This is a genomic window from Cupriavidus sp. HY129, assembly GCF_059492215.1.
On sequence record NZ_CP083254.1, the window covers coordinates 192740 to 210265 of the forward strand.

The following is a 17526-nucleotide window of genomic DNA, read 5'->3' on the forward strand; positions in this document are numbered from 1 at the left end:
AACATGTGTGGCATCGTTGGGGCGGTCTCTCACCGCAATATCGTTCCTGTCCTGATCGAGGGCCTGCGCCGTCTCGAGTACCGTGGCTACGATTCCTGCGGCGTGGCCGTGGTGCGTGACGGTATTCTCGAGCGCGCCCGTACCGTATCGCGCGTGGCCGAACTGGACGCGCAGACGCAGTCGTCTGGCCTGGCCGGCCACATCGGCATCGCGCACACGCGCTGGGCCACGCACGGCAAGCCGGACACCGTCAACGCCCACCCGCACTTCTCGGACGAGACCATCGCGCTCGTTCACAACGGCATCATCGAGAACTACGAGCCGCTGCGCGACGAACTGCGCGCGGTCGGGTACGGTTTCGAGTCGCAGACTGATACCGAAGTGGTGGCGCACCTGATCCACCAGGCTTACACGTACCCGAGCAGCGCCACGCGAGGCGACCTGTTCGGCGCGGTGCGCGCGGTCACCAAGCGCCTGCACGGCGCCTACGCGATTGCCGTGGTGGCCAAGGACCAGCCGGACGTGGTGGTCGGCGCGCGCGCCGGCTCGCCGCTGGTGGTGGCACTGGGCGAGGGCGAATCGTTCCTGGCTTCTGACGCGCTGGCCGTGGCCGGCACCGCCAACCGCATCGTCTATCTGGAAGAGGGCGATGTGGTCGAGATCTCGCGCGGTGGCGCGCGGATTCGCGACGTGCACGACCACGAGGTCGAGCGCGAAGCGCGCGTGGTGGAAGCCCACGCCGCCGCGGTGGAACTGGGCCCGTACCGGCACTTCATGCAGAAGGAAATCTTCGAGCAGCCGCGCGCACTGGGCGACACGCTGGAAGGCATCTCCGCGATCACGCCCGAGCTGTTCGGTGAGAACGCCGCGCAGGTGTTCTCGGAAATCGACAGTGTGCTGATCCTGGCCTGCGGCACGAGCTACTACTCGGGCTGCACGGCCAAGTACTGGCTCGAATCGATCGCGAAGATCCCGACCCAGGTGGAAGTGGCCAGCGAATACCGCTACCGCGACACCGTGCCGAACCCGCGCGCGCTGGTGGTGGTGATTTCGCAGTCGGGCGAGACGGCCGACACGATGGCCGCGCTGCGTCATGCCCGCTCGCTGGGTCACACGCACACGCTGGCCGTCTGCAACGTGGCGACGAGCGCCATGGTGCGTGAGACCGAGCTGCGCTTCCTGACACGCGCTGGTACCGAGATCGGCGTGGCGTCGACCAAGGCCTTCACGACACAACTGGCTGCGCTGTACATGCTGACGCTGGCGCTGGCCAAGGTGCGCGGCTACCTGACCGATGCGCAGGAAGCCGAAGCCCTGACCAACCTCCGCCACCTGCCGGCAGCGCTGCATGGTGTGCTGGCGCTGGAGCCGCAGATCATCGCGTGGTCGGAAGACTTCGCGCGCCGCGAGAACGCGCTGTTCCTGGGGCGTGGCCTGCATTACCCGATCGCCCTGGAAGGCGCGCTCAAGCTCAAGGAAATCTCGTACATCCATGCTGAAGCCTATCCGGCTGGCGAACTCAAGCACGGCCCGCTGGCGCTCGTGACCGAGGCGATGCCGGTGGTGACCGTGGCGCCGAACGACGCGCTGCTGGAGAAGCTGAAGTCAAACATCCAGGAAGTGCGCGCCCGCGGTGGCCGTCTCTATGTGTTCGCCGACTCGGACACGCATATCCAGTCGTCGGATGGCATCCAGGTGATCCGGATGCCCGAGCACTATGGTGCGCTGTCTCCGATCCTGCATGTGGTGCCGCTGCAACTGCTGGCGTATCACACCGCCTGCGCACGCGGTACCGACGTCGACAAGCCGCGGAACCTGGCCAAGTCGGTGACGGTGGAGTAAATCCGGTTTTGACCGCCGTCCGTATCATTACTTGATCTCGGACGTGTCTCGCTTTGTGCGGGCAAATGAGTGCCGCTCATACGGCGGGGCGGTAGCCGCAGATGCTGGACGGCGTCTGCGGCCCGTCTGCGGCTGCCTTGCGGCAGTCATGAGAAGTTTCTTATACGTCTCTTTTCTTCCGCGAATTTCCCATTCAGACAACGGTGTGCCCGGCCGGAGTCCTCGCCATTCGCATGGTTGCATCGACCCAACAGAAGAGCGTTGCGCGTTGATCCGGGGCTATTGACACTCGTAGGTCACATCGGCCACTATCGTGCCGTCCAATCCCGGCATTGCACTTGCCGGAAGTCGCGGACAACAGAATCAAAAGAACATAATCGGGTTATTGGGAGCAGCGCCTCACCAGAGAGTGGGGCCTGTTGTCAGAAGAAACCGGGGGTCAAGATGAACAGGGTCAAGGCAACACTCGTCCAGTGTCCGCAGTCGATCATTCTCTGGCGACACTAGCATGCACGCGCCGCTCTGCAACAACGCAAGCGCGCCGCGCCGTTCCAACTTAGCAGCTTCCCGCTCAATCAGGAGGGGGGGGCTTCGTTCGGTAATTGTGCGTGCTTCTGGATTTACGCTCATCGAAGTCATGGTGACGGTGGCCATCATCGCCATCCTGGCTGCGATTGCAATCCCAAACTACAGCGACTACGTTCTGCGTGGCCAGCTCGCCAATGCTACCAACATACTCGGGGGCATTCGGGCGCAGATGGAGCAGTACTATCAGGACAACCGCACTTACGCGGTTTCCGGGACGTTCTCTCCCCCGTGCCTGTCGATTACCGCGGTTGCCCAGTTCACGTTGTCCTGCACGATTTCGAATAACGGCAACAGCTATCTCATGACCGCCACGGGCTCGGGGCCCACGGCCGGCTTCACCTATACGGTGAACGAAGCAAACGTGCAGCAGACCACCGCGGCGCGAGCAGGCTGGAACACTTCCAATACCTGCTGGGTCACCAAACGAGGCCAGGTGTGCTGATGTACGCCGGCACGCGGCGCGGCTTCACGCTGATCGAACTGATTACCACGGTCTCCGTGTTCGGCATTCTGCTGGCCATGGCCGCGCCGAATTTCATGAGCTGGATCCGCGACGCGCAGGTACGTACCGCGGCGGAAGCCTTGCAGAACGGCCTGCGCGTTGCGCAGGCCGAGGCCGCGCGGCGCCATCGCCAGGTGGCACTGGTACTGACCAATGGCGCGACAGCGGCAGGAGCTGCTGCACAGGCCAATGGCAAGAACTGGATCGTCAACGTCATTGCCAATACGCTCGCCGGGGATGGCTCCGACAGCAGCGATGCAATGCTGGTGCAAAGCGGTGCGCTTGGCTCGGTGTCGCCGACAGCGCAGATCACCGGACCAGCCGCAATTTGCTTCAATTCGCTGGGTCGGCTCACCACGCTGAACGACGGCACCTATAACTGCACCATCCCGGCAACCGGCGTGGTGACGTATAGCGTGACCAGCAGCCAGTCCACCGCGGCTCGCAATCTCAATGTGACAGTGAGCCTGGGCGGCTCGATTCGCATGTGCGACCCCGCCAAGTCGCTATCCCAGGGGGCGCCTGATGCGTGTTCGTAGACGCGAGGCATACCGCATCCATCGCGCCCGGTGCCGGCAGTCCGGGATGACGCTCATCGAGGTGCTGGTGTCGATGATTCTGCTGACCGTTGCCTTGTTGTCGATGGTGATCGCGCAGGCCCGCGTGTCGCAGATGTCGTCCGATGCCGAGGACCGCAACCGCGCCGCCATGCTGGCTAACGAGTTGGCGACGATGATGTGGCAGAACCGTACCGTCAGCCTGCCAGCCTCGGTCGTCTCCACGTGGCAAACGATGGTGGCCACCAATGTCAGCTACAGGAGTGCCACGACATCGAGCGCGGTGGGCAGTGGCCTGGGCGGCTTGCCCAATGGTACTGGCACGGTCTCCGTCAATGCCGCGACGAATACGGCCACGATCACGATAACCTGGCAGGCGCCGTCACGTGGCATCAACGCGGCGGTTGGCATGAGCGGCACAAGTCAGTACGTCACGCAGGTGGTGCTGCCATGACCATCCCAAGATCTCGGACGAGGTTATCGCGTACCGCTCGCCAGACTGGTCTCAGCCTGATCGAGCTCATGGTGGTATTGGTGATCAGCATGATCATCGTGGGCGCGGTGTTCGGCATGATGAGTGTCTCCGAGGGGCGGAAGCGCACCACCATGTCCGTCAACGACATCAACCAGGGTGGCATGTTCGCGCTGTACCAGCTTGACAAGGCGGTACGCAGTGCCGGGTCGGGATTCTCCCAGAACTGGCCGCTCACCTATGGCTGCCGACTCAACGTCAACCTCAACGGGGACCAGATTCTGCCGTTGCCGGCGACCATCGCTGCGCCATTCACCGGCTTGCCGGCACAGCTGGGCGGGTTGCGGCTGGCACCTGTGTTGATCGTGCAGAACGGCACGCCCTTGGCGACCGGAAGCTCCGACGTTCTTATCACGATGGCGGGTAATGCCGGCTTTGGCGAGATTCCTGCAGAGTTCTCGGGCACGGCGCCGGCGCTCGCAGGGAATGTGGTGAACCTCAGCCTGGTCAACACCATGACGTTCAACGACGGCAATCTGGTGCTGGTGGCGGACCGCAACGATGCACAAGGCAACGTACAGCCTTGCTATGTCGGCCAGGTGCAAACCGGCTTCACAGGCAGCGTGGCGGTACAACTTCCGCTTGCGGGGGCCTACAACGCTTCGGCTGGCAAGGATGGCGACGCCACCAGCATCTCCGCCACGGGCATCGCCATGAACTTGGGAAATGTCGGCGCGGGTAACCTGCCGGGATTTGCTGTCTACGGGGTTGGCGCAAACCAGACACTGATGTTCTACGACCTGTTGCAGTCGGGGGGCAACGGTTATGGCACGGTGCCGCTTGCAGATGGGGTGCTGGAAATGCATGCGCTATATGGCATCGATCCGAACAACAACGGCACCATCAGCTGGCAGGCCCCGACGGGGGCATTCGATGCCGCTCAGTTGTCGAACGGCAGCCAGACCGCTGCGGCGAATCTCTATGCGATCAAGGCCGTACGTATTGGACTGATACTGCGGACATCTCTGCCCGAGCGGGCGCAGCAGTTGATTGGGAGTCCCAGTACGGCCACCGCGACCGGCGTCGTCAGCCCGGGTCCGCTGGTGCTCTTTGCCGATGTGCCGGGTCTGTCCTATACCCGCACGCTGCAGGGCGCGGAACAGAACTATCGCTACCGCGTTTTCGAAACCACCATTCCCTTGCGCAACACGTTGTTGCAACGCTGACGATGCCGATCAAGCCAAACGTTCGTCCGGTTCGTGGCTCTCGCGGTCCATTGCGCCAGCGCCAGTCAGGCATTGTCCTGCTGGTCACGTTGATCGCCATGGTCATCCTGGCTATCGGCACGGTTGCGCTTCTTCGCTCTTCCGATGCCGCCCTGTTCAATGCTGGGAACCTGGCATTCAAAAGGGATTTGACCAATCGGGGCGAGATGGCGATTGCCGCGGCCAAGACGGCGCTAACCAGTGGCGCGCTCAGCGCCGAGCCGACGCGACAGAGCGATCAGCCGGCCAGCGGCTACTACGCCACGATGCAAGCGACGGACAAGCACGGCGTGCCGAACAATCTGGTCAGCCTGGCCACGGCGGTAGCGAATACGAAGATCAATGGTGGTGACGGCATCACGATCTACTACATGATCGACCGCCTGTGTACCACAGCGGGATCGACCGATCCAGCCAATGGCTGCGTGGTCAGTTCGATTGGTTCCGCAAAGGGTGGGACGGCCTTGCCATATCGCGGTCAGGCGCAACCGCCTTCCGTGCCTGTCTACCGCATCAGTGTGCGTGTGGACGGACCACGCAGCACCCAGACCTTCCTGCAGACAACCGTTTCTCTCTGAGTTGCCCGAATTGCCATGCACGCCAATCACGCTCAAGGTTGGAAGGCCAGCGTTTCACGGAAGCCTTCCCTCGCGACTTTCCTGCGCTACCTGCTTGCCAGCACGCTATCGCTGATTGCGTTGCTGGGGTCGGCGGCGCAAACCGACCTCGCGGACCAGCCGCTCTTCAGCTCCGTATCTGTTCCTGGCAACCTGCTGCTCTCGTTATCGGTGGAGTATCCGACCGCCAACAGCATTGCGTACGTCGGCGACTATCAGGCGGGGGTCAAATACCTGGGCTACTTCGATCCGCTCAAGTGCTATACGTACAACTACGACAGCAAGGTCGACAGCAATAACTATTTTGTCCCGGCAACGGCTGCCAACAGCAGTTACCAATGCGCCAGTGGCAACAAATACTGGAGCGGCTCGTTCCTGAACTGGGCGACGATGCAGACCATCGATCCGTTTCGATGGGCACTGACGGGCGGCTATCGTTTCACCGATACGGCGTCCCTGACCGTTCTCGAGAAAGCCTGGGCGTCTGGCCAGGGCGGTTCCGGCGAAACCCCGAATCGTACTATCAGCGGTAGCACCACTGTGGCGGCAGTCACACCGTTCAACTGGAAGAACATCAGTGTGCGGATCTGGGGCGCCGGCAACAAGCTCTACTTCACCAACAGTGGCAATCTGGATAAGGACTCGGTCAGTGTCTACAATCCCGGATCGTCGTCTGTGAGCTCCTCAAGCGTGTGGTCAGTCATCGTGCGAGCCAAGGTGTGCGACCCGGCGCAACCGGAGAGCAACTGCATCAAGTACGGGACCAATTACAAGCCGGAAGGCCTGATGCAGCAGTATGCGCAACGCATCCGGTTCGGTGCCTTCGGCTACATCAACGACTCGAGCATCATGCGCGATGGGGGGGTGTTACGCGCCAAGATGAAATTCATTGGCCCCACCCAGCCGGTTCCCGGTCAAAGTGCCAAGAGCAATACGCAAGCGGAGTGGAGTGCAACGGACGGAACCATGCTGGTCAACCCGGACACTGCTGATGCCACTGCCAGTGGTGTCAGCAACAGCGGGGTAATGAACTACCTCAACAAGTTCGGATCGCTTTCCCAGACCTACAAGACGTACGATCCTGTTGGCGAGCTCTACTACGCAGGCATCCGCTACTTCAAGAATCTGGGTAACGTGGCCGCGTACTCCAACGTGACGCAGGACGCGAACGGCAAAAACGTCAGCGCCAGCACTACGGCTACCTACATTGATGGGTTCCCGGTGGTACAGAAGTGGGATGACCCCATCCAGTACTCTTGCCAGAAGAACTACATCCTCGGCATTGGTGACGTCAATACGCATGCCGATGCCAATTTGCCGGGCAGCACCATCATCAATAGCAGCTATGAGCCTTCGCTGCCTGCGGAGGTCTCGAGCGATTCCACGGTCAACGTTGATTCCGCGACCAAGCTCGTGGGCAAGATGGAAGGGATCAGCAATCTCAACACGGCCGGGCCCTCGTGGTGCTGTGGAGACAACAACACGTTTCTGATGGCCGGGCTTGCCTACGATTCGCACGTGCGGGATATTCGCCCGAACGATTTCAAAGACAGCCTCGGAAACAAGTCCAAGATCCAGACCATCTCCACCTACTGGCTGGATGTCCAGGAATACCAGAGCTACTACTACCAGAATCAGTTCTGGCTGGCCGCGAAGTACGGTGGCTTCAACGTCCCCAACGGCTATAGCCCGACCAACACGACTGCGCTGGCGCAGTCGTTATGGAATGCGAGCACCAATACCGACCCCAATGGCAAGCCGATGCCAGACAACTACTATCTGGCCGGCCAGGCTGACCTGATGGTGAAGGGTTTGAATTCAGCGTTCCTTAACATATCCAATGACATTCAGGCCGCCACCACGGCGCTGGCGGTGTCGTCGGCCAATGTGAGCCTGACCGGTAACATCGGGTATTCGGCTTCATACAATTCGGCAAGCTGGAGCGGCGATGTCATTGGCAGTTCGCTCAGTTTCGATCCCACAAAAGGGACGCCCATCCAGCAACAGGCGTGGTCCGCGCAGGCGCAACTGGCGAGCCAGGTTGCCTTGGGAAGCAATACAGGCTGGGACAAGAAACGCATTATCGCCACCAGTACCGCAGTGGGGGCCGCGAAGGGCGCGCCGTTCAGGCTGGCGAGCCTGAGTGCGACCAATCAGACCGCGTTGAACAATTCGACGCTGAAGAACTGGAACAACCAGGACTTTCTGAACTACCTGCGCGGCGACCGCAGCAACGAAGGTTCGAATGGCAAGGCCGTATATCGTCAGCGCACGAGTCTGCTTGGCGATATCGTTGGCTCGAAGGTAAGCGCCGTCGGCCCACCGATCTCGGTGCTGTCCAGCGCAACCAACCCGGGCTATGCGGCATTCAAGAGCAATAACGCCACGCGCAATCCGGTGGTCTACGTCGGCGCCAACGACGGCATGATGCACGCCTTCGACGGCACGCTGGCCACCACGGGTGGCAACGAGTTGTTTGCCTATGTGCCGAGCTTTCTCTACCAGGGGCCTTGCAACTCGGGTTGCACACCGACGGTGGATGGCCTGGCTTCGTTGGGATTGCCTGGCAACAGCTTTGTCCATCATGCAATGGTGGATGCCACACCGCAGGCGTTCGATATCGATTTGTCTCGCGCGGGCGGCGCGAAGCCTGCTTCGGCGAGCACGTCGAACTGGCACACGATGTTGATCGGAGGCCTGGGCAAAGGCGGCAAAGGCTACTATGCCCTGGATATCACCAATCCCGCGGCGCTGACGACAGAACAGGCCTTGTCGGCAGCGGTGATGTGGGAGTTCGGTGGCCCGTCTGGTTCGCAGGCAGGAAGCCTGGGTTTCAGCTACGGCGACCCGATTGTGGTCAAGACCAAGAAGTACGGCTGGATCGTTGCATTTCCATCGGGCTATAACAATAGCGATGGTCAAGGGTGGCTCTTCATCGTGAATCCGGTCAACGGCGCCTTGCTGGAGTCGATCCCGACCGGGGCCGGCTCGGTAAGCAATCCCGCAGGTCTTGCCTATGCGTCGGCATACGTTGCCGACTATACGGACAACACCGCAGACTCGATCTACGCTGGCGACCTGCTTGGCAATGTCTGGCGTTTCGATCTGACGCAGACTGGAACGACGGCTTATCCGGTGGCCACCAAGATTGCGACGCTCACCGACCCGAACGGCGCTGCGCAGCCCATCACGACTCCGCCGTTGATTGAGATCCAACCGAACTCGCTCAAGCGTTACGTCATGGTCGGCACCGGCCGGCTCCTCGGCAGCACTGATGTCAACAGCAGTCAGACGCAGAGCTTCTACGTTATCTACGACGGCGTAGTCCAGCGTTTCAACAGCAGCACCGATCTGCCCACCGGGGTGTCGTTCCCGATCACGCGTGCGAATCTCAACGCGGACACCAACCTGGTGAACGGCATTGGCAGCGCGCCAAAATCACTGATGGGGTACTACATCGACCTTGGCCAATCGACCAACAATGTTGCAGAGCGGGTGAATGTGTCGCCAGTATCAAACTACGGCACGGTTTCCTTCGCCGCCAACCTGCCCAACGGCGATGCCTGCAATCCCTCGGGGACCAGCCGCGTGTTCTCGCTGGATATCGGCACCGGGGCCAGCCGCGTGGTCAGCATTACAGGGACGCCGCAACCCTACTACACCAGCGGCGGCCTGGTGGTGGAGTTGTCATACCTCAACGTGAACGGATCTGTCCGGCTCGAGGCAGGCATGGACAACAGCGCAATCAATTCCGTCCCATTGATCCCGACGCTGGTACAGGCGATCCGCCAGATCAACTGGCGTGAAGTGCCGACGGCGGACTGACGCGACGCAGACTAGTTGGGAAGCAGACGGAATGCGGCGCACCTGGATTGCATGTGCAGTGGTCGCTGCGGGCCATCTGGCCATCCTGTATGGCGCTGGCTTGTGGCTGCCGCAAGCTGGACAGGGCGGCCGCCAGGACGATCGCCAGGTGCTGTCCGTCCATTTGTTGGCGGCGCCAGGGGAAGAGGCAACGTCGGCAGCAGCGCAAGGTGGGGCGGCGATGCCATCCGTCCCCGTCCCGAGTCGGCCGCGTAGCGATTCATATGGCATCGGTGCGCCGGCCGGCGCGACGCGACAGGATGCGGCGCTGATGCATCAAGCGCAATCTTCCGCCGATCTCCCAAGGGTCCGGTTCTACACCACGTCCGAAGTCGATCGCCCAGCATTGCCCGCCAGCTCGCTCGAACTCCCGGACATCGCGGCACTCGTGGCAGACTCTTCATCGATGATGCTGCGTATTTTTGTCGACCGTGACGGCACCGTTGTGCGCGCCGAAGTTATCCGAGTCAGCGAAGGAAATCATGCCGCGGCAGCGCGATTGGCGTTGATACTCATGGAGACGCGCTTCGTCCCGGCGAAGCGTTCCGGCATGGATGTTGCGGCAGTCAGGGATCTGGAATTCCAGATTGAACCTTCCGGCGATGTCACTCGGGACGCTTGGCGTCCGGATGCCGGGCCGGCAGCCAAACCAACACCGGGATGACGAACGGCACCACGTCCCCCTGCTGCTGGTCGCCCATTCAGGCGCCGGTCGGCAGCATCGGCCGCGCGGGCGAGACACCTAGCGGGTCGTGCGCCACCACGCGTCCACGGCCCTCCTGCTTGGCCACATAGAGCGCGGCGTCGGCGCAGCGGTAGGCTGCCTCGAAGCCCTGTGCCGGCGGCAGGCAGCACAGGCCGATGCTCAGTGAAACGGCGCTGCCGTCCGGCATCAGGATCGCGCCCGCCTCCACGCGAATCCGTTCGGCCAGTGTCATGGCTTCAACGCCCGTCACATCGCGTAGCACGATGGCGAATTCGTCGCCACCAAGACGTCCAACGAGGTCACTGCCGCGCGTGTTGTGACGCAAGACCTGGCCGACGCTGGCCAGCACGCCATCGCCTTGCAGGTGGCCGAACGTATCGTTGATCGACTTGAAGTGGTCGACGTCGATCAGCACGAATGCCATCGGCGTTTCATTCCGTCCCGCCGCGGAAATGACCTCCGGTGCCTGCATCTCGAAGAACGAGCGGGACATGACGCCGGTCTGCTGATCGAAATTTGCGCGCCGCTCGATGTCCTGGTTTGCCGCGCGCAACCGTTGCTCGGTACGGCTCTGGACCAGATACAGCGCGCAGCAGGCGCGCAGGAACGCCGAGAATGCGGCGGCGAACGTTAGCAGCGGCAGCATCGTGTCCTGCTGCCAGGACATGATCGTATCCATATGACGCAGCACGTGGATCATGCGCGCGAAGAGCGCAGCGGCCACCAGCAGGATTGCGAGCAGCAGAAGCCGTTGCACGAAGCGCAGCCCATGGCCGTGCAGGCTGACGACGTACGTCAGCAGCAGTGCCAGCTGGATCAGGAACGCGCTGGAGAAGACGATCGCGCGCTGCGCGTAGGTCCATCCGCCTTGCCAGGTCAGGCACCATGCGCCAAAGACCAGCGCCGCAACAAGCCAGCGCAACGCCAGTCCGGGCCAGACCGCGTCGCGCAGGAACACGCGCAGGGCGGTTTCGATCGTGGCGACATTCGAGAAGATCAGCAAGTTCGACCCGGCCAGGATCATCCACGGCGGGAGCTTGCCGGCGGCCAACAGCAGCAGCGTGGCCATCGAGAGTTGCAGCCCGTCGAGAATCCACCAACCCAGGCCGCGTTCGGCGCGTCCGGCGCGCCAGAAGCTAGCCAGTACTCCGGCCAGCAGTCCATGGGCCATGAACGCAAAGACATAGCTGGTCCTGATATCCAGGGTGTGCATCAAATCGGCGGGCATGCGGGGTGGGGTGCGCTTTGAGCCAGGCCGCCCGAGGGTGTTCGGGCCGGCGAAGTGATGGCGACGGCTGGTCGCCCGGGGGCGATTCTACGAGCGTTTCATGCTGTCGCCGTCACAGTCTTCAGTCGGGTTGCCAACCGCCGAGGGGTGGTGCCGCCCCGTCCCCGGTAACCCCGCGCAGGGTAGGAAATTGCGTTTCGCGGTATCCTTGCCGGCGTGCCACGTCCGCGCCGCCTGCCCGGCGCCGCCCGGCGCGCCTGCCCCGGCCCGGTATCATGCCGCTCGGGCCCCACGGCGCATCAAGCATTTTGCATACCCTATGAAAGATCTAGAAAGTGAGCTGATCGGCTCTGCCCGGCTGCCGACCCGCTACGGAGAATTTACCGCACACGCCTTCCAGGGCGTTGATACCGGTACTGAACATCTCGCGCTGTCGATGGGCGAAATTTCGGGCGAAAACCTGCTCGTGCGCTTGCATTCGGAATGCCTGACCGGTGACGTCTTCGGTTCCTGCCGCTGCGACTGCGGCGAGCAACTCGACCTCGCGATGAAGCGGATCGCCGAAGAGGGCCGCGGCATCCTGCTGTACCTGCGTGGTCACGAGGGACGCGGCATTGGCCTGTCGAACAAGATCCGCGCGTATGCGTTGCAGGATGGCGGACTGGATACGGTTGATGCCAATCTGGCGCTGGGCCAGGCGATCGATTCGCGCACCTATGCGTTCGCGGCCGATTTTCTGCGTCAGTGGGGTGTGAGTTCGGTCCGTCTGATGAGCAACAACCCGATCAAGATCAAGGCGCTCGAGGATGCAGGCATCAAGGTGACCGAGCAGGTCCGCCATGTGGTGCCGGCGAACGCCGAGAACGAGAAGTATCTGGCCACCAAGCGGTCGCGCATGGGGCACCTGCTGGACTGATCGACTGGGTTGAGGCAAGCGGCCGATGGCTGACATCGAAGGCGCTTCGTATGACGAAGCGCCTTTTCTTTTGTGCATCGGAATCGAAATCAAAATCAGTCGCATAATCGTCGATACTGCCTTGATTTTCGCGGAAAATCGCACTGGAGCTTGATCTTCCGCTGTCGGGAATTACCATGAAAATCACGCCGAAAAACCTTTCGGAGGATTTGTCATGAAGGCAGACAAAAAGGTCATCCAGTTACTGAATGGCCAGCTCAAGCACGAACTGACCGCCATCAATCAGTATTTCCTGCACGCGCGCATGTATCGTCACTGGGGGCTCAAGGAACTCGGCAAGCACGAGTACGAGGAGTCGATCGAGGAGATGAAACATGCGGACAAGCTGATCGAACGCATCCTGATGCTCGACGGTCTGCCCAATCTGCAGGACCTGGACAAGCTGCTGCTGGGCGAGAACACCGAAGAGATGCTTGCCTGTGACCTCAAGCTCGAACTCGGGTCTCAGGTCACCAGCAAGGATGCGATCAAGTACTGCGAGTCGGTGGGCGACTATGTCTCGCGCGAGATCCTGAGCGAGATCCTCTCCGATACCGAGGATCACATCGACTGGCTGCAGACGCAGCTCGAGCTGATCGGCAAGATCGGTCTGCAGAACTACCAGCAAAGTGCGATGGGCGGCGTCGAATAAGCCCGTCGCCAGCAGGTTTTTCCAACATCGGATACACTGCGCCCCGCACCTCGGAGCGGTCCCACACGCGGACCGGCATCCCACGGCGGGGTGGCAGAGTGGTTATGCGACGGCCTGCAAAGCCGTTTACGACGGTTCGATTCCGTATCCCCGCCTCCAATTCCCCAATCTCCCCGAAATCCCTTTTCATTCTCCGGACGCATTTTCGTCATTGCGGTGTCTTCCGGTTCGTGAGTAAAAGCTGGCGCGTTTCATGCAGCATGGCGGGTGGTTTGCACCGTCATGCGTGGTCAGGCGTGGCGTGCGTCGCATCGGGCCATCTCCCTCTGGTAAGTCCGCCCCGATTGCGATACTGTCGAACCGGGCGTGCACCAAACGTCAGCATCTCGCCGCTCGCCAAGGGCGCACGTTCGTCGTACGACAAGTCCGGCTCTCGTACCAGCCGCCGGCAGCATTATCTGACCATGCAGGGCTTCCATGGCGTATCCGTCCAACGTGATGAGACATACAGAGGCTCCAGATGATTAGGGACTTGCGAATCCGCGCGGCGCAGCCGGCGGATGCCGCCGCAATCGGAGCGGTGCTCGAGCGATGCGGTCTTCCCGTGGACGACCTGGCGCGACTCGTCGGCGAGTTCCATGTGGCGGTACTCGAATCGCAGATCGTCGGTTGCGCGTGTGCCGAACTGTTCGGCGACTCCGCCATCGTGCGATCGGTGGCGGTACTGCGAGAATGGCGCGACCAGGGGATTGCGAGCCATCTCGTCAACGCCGTGATGATGCGCGCCCGTGCCAACGGCAGCCGCCGCGCCGTGCTGCTGACGTCGACTTGTCCGAGCTACTTCGCGCGTTATGGCTTCACGCTGATTCACGCATCGAAGCTGCCGCCGGAAATTCTCGAAAGCAAGGAGTTCCAGCGGATGCGCAATACCAGCGCGCTTTGCATGTGCTGCGAGCTGGCCTGAGAGACTTGAGCGTCGGCAGGATTCCGCAAAAGCGTCAATAATCGGGTCTCCGCAATTCGCACGAGCATCGAGGAGCCCCCATGCGAACCACCGTCCGCGCCGTCCGTCTTCACGAATTTGGTTTGCCGCAAGTGATGCGGCTCGAGTCCGTCGAATTGCCGCCACCAGCGGCAGGCGAGGCGCGGGTGCGACATACCGCGATCGGTTTCAATTTCATCGACGTCTACCAGCGGCGCGGCACCTATCCGCTGCCGGTCGGCACGGGTCTGGGCCATGAGGCCGCCGGCGTGGTCGAGGCGATTGGTGCTGGTGTGACCGATGTCGCGGTCGGTGATCGCGTGGCCTACATGAACGCCGGACTCGGCGCCTACGCCGAAGGGCGCAATATCCCCGTGGACAAGCTTGTGAAGCTGCCCGATGCGATCAGCGACGAGCAGGCCGCGGCCGTGATCTTCAAGGGCATGACCGCGCAGTACCTGGTCCGCCACACCTATGCGGTGAAACCGGGCGACACCGTACTTGTGCACGCGGCGGCAGGGGGCGTCGGGCAGATCCTGAGCGGCTGGGCGAAGGCGCTGGGCGCGCGCGTGATCGGCACGGCCGGGTCAGCGGCGAAATGCGAGATTGCCCGCGCCGTGGGATGCGACGTCGCTATCGACTACAGCCATGGCGATTGGGTCAAGCAGGTGCGTGATGCCACCGATGGGCGCGGCGTGAACGTAGTCTATGACGCCGTGGGCAAGGACACCTTCCTCGGCTCGCTCGATTGCGCGCAGACCTTCGGCATGGTGGTGCTCTACGGCGGCGCGTCCGGCCCGGCACCTGCCATCGAGCCCGAGTTGCTCAACAAGAAGGGCTGCCTGTACCTGACGCGGCCCTCGGTGTTCCCGCACAACGCCGATGCGACACGTTTCCGCGCCAATGCGAAGGACCTGTTCGATGCCATCGCCGCCGGTCACGTGAAGGTCCAGATTGGCGCGCGCTTTCCGCTGGAGGATGTGGCGCGCGCGCACGAGGCCGCCGAAGGCCGGGCGACTACCGGCGCGATCCTGCTGCTGCCCTGAGTGACATGAGCGGGTTTGCCGCCTAGTGACGATGGCCGCGATGCGCCGCGTGGCCGTCGTGGCCATCTCGGCCACCGTCGCATTGATTGATTTCGACGCTCACGTGCACGAGTTCATCGTGTACCGATAGCGCGTGCCGCACGCGCTGCGGCGTCAGGCTGGCGTCGTGGGTGACCAGGCTGGCGATGCACGCGAATTTCTCACGGCCCACGCGCCAGACGTGCAGGTCGGCCACGCGCGTGCCGTCCTCACCGTGCGAGAACTGCGCCAGCACTTCGCGCACTTCCTCGACCACCGGGTGATCCATCTCGCGATCGAGCAGCACCGTCCCGCTCTGGCGCATCAGGCCGACGGCCCAGCGGCCTACCAATACCGCGCCGACCAGACCCATCACCGGGTCGAGCCAGCTCCATCCCAGCCACCAGCCACCCGCCAATGCAACGATCGCCAATACCGAGGTGGCGGCATCGGCCACCACGTGTAGATAGGCCGAACGCAGGTTGATGTCGTGATGGCGGTGGCCGTGATTGTCATGTCCATGGCCATGATCGTGGTGGTCATGCCCGTGCGCCTGATGGTCGTGCCCGTGCCCGTGATCATGGCCGTGGTGCGCGCCGCCGAGGATCAACGCACAGGCCAGGTTGACGATCAGGCCGATCACGGTGATCGCCATCGCCTCCTGATAGTGAATCGGCTGGGGGGTGAACAGCCGCTCGACCGAGCCAAACACCATCAGGCCAGCGACGCCAAGCAGGAAGATGGCGCTGGCGAATGCGGCAAGAACTTCGATCTTCCAGGTCCCGAAAGAGAATCGGCCGTCCTGCGACAGTCGCCGGGCCGCCGCATAGGCGAACGCGGACAGGCCGATGGCCAGCGCGTGTGAACTCATATGCCAGCCATCGGCCAGCAGTGCCATCGAGTTGAAGACGAGACCCGCGGCGATTTCGACGATCATCATCGCCAGCGTGATCCACATGACCAGCCGGGTGCCGCGTTCGGCCGCCTGGTTGCCTGCGTCGAACACGTGGGAGTGGGTCCACGCGGAGAGATTCTGTGTGTGCATGGCGGTGCAGTCCGGATGGGTTGGATCAGGATTTGAAGTATGCGCGAAGGGTAGCAGCATGGGTGATCGACAGGGTCTTCACCCCTGCCGTCGACATGGCTGCCCGGCTGCAGTCGGCTACCAGCGATGAGTTACCAGCCGTGATATGGCGCAGCCGGGTCGTAGTGGCCGAAGCGCTCCGCGAGGAAGTCGACGAATGCGCGTACGCGTGCCGAGAGCTTGTCACGAGACAGATACACCGCATGGATGTCGGCGGCCGGTGCGGACCATTCCGGCAACACTTGCCGCAGCCGTCCCGAGCGCAGCAGCGGCGCGACCTCCCATTCGGATCTCAGCACGATGCCGTGGCCCTGCAGCGCCCAGTTGACGGCCACCTCGCCATCGTTGGTCGCCGCCATGCCGCGCACCTTGACCGTCTCCTGCCGTGCGGCGGATTGCTGGTGCTGGAGGTGCCAGGTGCCGTATGCGGCCTCGCTCTCGCGGATCACGATGCAGCGATGCTGCGTCAGCGCGCGTGGCGACGCGGGCTCGCCGTGGCGAGCGAGGTAGGCGGGGGATGCGCACAGGAGCCGGCTATTGAGCGCGAGCCGTCGGGCGTTGAGGCGGGCGTCGGGCAGGTCGCCCACCAGGATGCCGACGTCGTAGCCTTCCTCGGCCAGATTCAGCGCGCGGTCAGTCAACTGAAGCTGCACTTCGATATCGGGACAGGCCACGAGAAAATCACTGATGGCGGGCGCCAGATGGCGGCGTCCGAACCCGAGCGTGCCATTGACCCGCAGCAGGCCGCGCGGCGCCACGCGGCTGCCCCGCAAGCCCTGCTCCAGCTCGTCGAGCTCGGCCAGGATTCTTCCACCGTGGGCCAGATATGCCTCGCCCTCCGGCGTGACCGACAGTCGCCGCGTGGTGCGATTCAGCAGCCGCACCCCAAGGCGTGCCTCGAGCGCCGCCAGCCGCTTGCTGGCCGCCGACGGCGTGACGCCAAGCTGCTGCGCCGCGCCGGCAAGACTGCCGCGCTTGACCAGCAACACGAAGAACGCGAGATCGGAGAAGGCATCCATGGCGGCCGGTTATTGGTGATGCATTCGTGAACTAAAGGAACGAATGTAAGTAATTTGGCGAAATTATAGCGATGGATTCCGCGATTAGACTGCGTGCATTCATTCATTCGAATTGCATTCACCCAGCCA

General features: G+C 62.5%; 16 protein-coding genes and 1 tRNA gene. 14 read left to right on the forward strand and 3 right to left on the reverse strand.

Going from position 1 to position 17526, the window contains the following annotated elements; genetic code table 11:
- Positions 1 to 3: 3 nt before the first annotated feature.
- From glmS to K6G35_RS00980, 8 genes are all read left to right on the forward strand, one after another.
- Positions 4 to 1842 carry a glutamine--fructose-6-phosphate transaminase (isomerizing) gene (gene glmS / locus K6G35_RS00945; protein ID WP_035881281.1) on the forward strand — a complete coding sequence of 613 codons (1839 nt, stop codon included), beginning with the start codon at positions 4 to 6 and terminating at the stop codon, positions 1840 to 1842.
- A 508-nt stretch (positions 1843 to 2350) separates the two neighbouring features.
- Positions 2351 to 2872: a type IV pilin protein gene (locus tag K6G35_RS00950; RefSeq protein ID WP_081596762.1), complete on the forward strand. Its 522-nt coding sequence runs from the start codon at positions 2351 to 2353 to the stop codon at positions 2870 to 2872.
- The gene (locus K6G35_RS00955) at positions 2872 to 3471 is read left to right on the forward strand and encodes a GspH/FimT family pseudopilin (RefSeq protein ID WP_008641830.1); all 600 of its coding nucleotides are present in this window, start codon (positions 2872 to 2874) and stop codon (positions 3469 to 3471) included. Before K6G35_RS00950 ends, K6G35_RS00955 begins: the two co-directional genes overlap by 1 nt.
- A 46-nt stretch (positions 3472 to 3517) precedes the next feature.
- Positions 3518 to 3943 (forward strand): type IV pilus modification PilV family protein, encoded by a 426-nt coding sequence (locus K6G35_RS00960; RefSeq protein ID WP_008641829.1) that lies wholly within the window; start codon positions 3518 to 3520, stop codon positions 3941 to 3943.
- Positions 3940 to 5187: a PilW family protein gene (locus tag K6G35_RS00965; RefSeq protein WP_080709642.1), complete on the forward strand. Its 1248-nt coding sequence runs from the start codon at positions 3940 to 3942 to the stop codon at positions 5185 to 5187. The genes K6G35_RS00960 and K6G35_RS00965 overlap by 4 nt, the downstream gene beginning before the upstream one ends.
- Before the next feature lie 2 nt (positions 5188 to 5189).
- Positions 5190 to 5804 carry a pilus assembly PilX family protein gene (locus K6G35_RS00970; protein ID WP_008641827.1) on the forward strand — a complete coding sequence of 205 codons (615 nt, stop codon included), beginning with the start codon at positions 5190 to 5192 and terminating at the stop codon, positions 5802 to 5804.
- A 15-nt stretch (positions 5805 to 5819) separates the two neighbouring features.
- The gene (locus K6G35_RS00975) at positions 5820 to 9668 is read left to right on the forward strand and encodes a pilus assembly protein (protein WP_008641826.1); all 3849 of its coding nucleotides are present in this window, start codon (positions 5820 to 5822) and stop codon (positions 9666 to 9668) included.
- Between the two features lie 310 nt (positions 9669 to 9978).
- Positions 9979 to 10371, forward strand: a complete 393-nt coding sequence (locus K6G35_RS00980; RefSeq protein ID WP_495676001.1) for a hypothetical protein — start codon at positions 9979 to 9981, stop codon at positions 10369 to 10371.
- 37 nt (positions 10372 to 10408) lie between these two features.
- Here the strand turns inward: K6G35_RS00980 and K6G35_RS00985 are convergent, their stop codons facing one another.
- On the reverse strand, positions 10409 to 11641 hold the full coding sequence (locus K6G35_RS00985; protein ID WP_495676002.1) for a GGDEF domain-containing protein: 1233 nt from the start codon (positions 11639 to 11641) through the stop codon (positions 10409 to 10411).
- Positions 11642 to 11960: 319 nt separating this feature from the next.
- On the opposite strand from K6G35_RS00985, the gene ribA reads away from it, so the two are divergent.
- The 6 genes from ribA to K6G35_RS01015 all read left to right on the forward strand — a co-directional run bounded on the left by ribA (position 11961) and on the right by K6G35_RS01015 (position 15276).
- The gene (ribA, locus tag K6G35_RS00990; protein ID WP_008641823.1) at positions 11961 to 12557 is read left to right on the forward strand and encodes a GTP cyclohydrolase II; all 597 of its coding nucleotides are present in this window, start codon (positions 11961 to 11963) and stop codon (positions 12555 to 12557) included.
- Positions 12558 to 12582: 25 nt separating this feature from the next.
- Positions 12583 to 12711 (forward strand): hypothetical protein, encoded by a 129-nt coding sequence (locus tag K6G35_RS00995; RefSeq protein ID WP_267880398.1) that lies wholly within the window; start codon positions 12583 to 12585, stop codon positions 12709 to 12711.
- A 60-nt stretch (positions 12712 to 12771) separates the two neighbouring features.
- A complete protein-coding gene (gene bfr / locus K6G35_RS01000) occupies positions 12772 to 13248 on the forward strand; it encodes a bacterioferritin (RefSeq protein WP_008641822.1) in 477 nt (158 codons plus the stop codon).
- Positions 13249 to 13332: 84 nt separating this feature from the next.
- A tRNA-Cys gene (locus K6G35_RS01005) sits at positions 13333 to 13407 on the forward strand.
- Between the two features lie 361 nt (positions 13408 to 13768).
- Entirely contained in the window at positions 13769 to 14212 is a 444-nt protein-coding gene (locus tag K6G35_RS01010; RefSeq protein ID WP_008641821.1) for a GNAT family N-acetyltransferase, read from the forward strand.
- Positions 14213 to 14292: 80 nt separating this feature from the next.
- Positions 14293 to 15276, forward strand: coding sequence for a quinone oxidoreductase family protein (locus K6G35_RS01015; protein WP_008641820.1), 984 nt, complete (start codon positions 14293 to 14295; stop codon positions 15274 to 15276).
- Between the two features lie 22 nt (positions 15277 to 15298).
- On the opposite strand, the gene dmeF is transcribed toward K6G35_RS01015, so the two are convergent.
- Positions 15299 to 16339: a CDF family Co(II)/Ni(II) efflux transporter DmeF gene (gene dmeF / locus K6G35_RS01020; protein WP_186425552.1), complete on the reverse strand. Its 1041-nt coding sequence runs from the start codon at positions 16337 to 16339 to the stop codon at positions 15299 to 15301.
- 131 nt (positions 16340 to 16470) lie between these two features.
- Positions 16471 to 17397 (reverse strand): LysR family transcriptional regulator, encoded by a 927-nt coding sequence (locus K6G35_RS01025; RefSeq protein ID WP_286881836.1) that lies wholly within the window; start codon positions 17395 to 17397, stop codon positions 16471 to 16473.
- Positions 17398 to 17526: the final 129 nt, after the last annotated feature.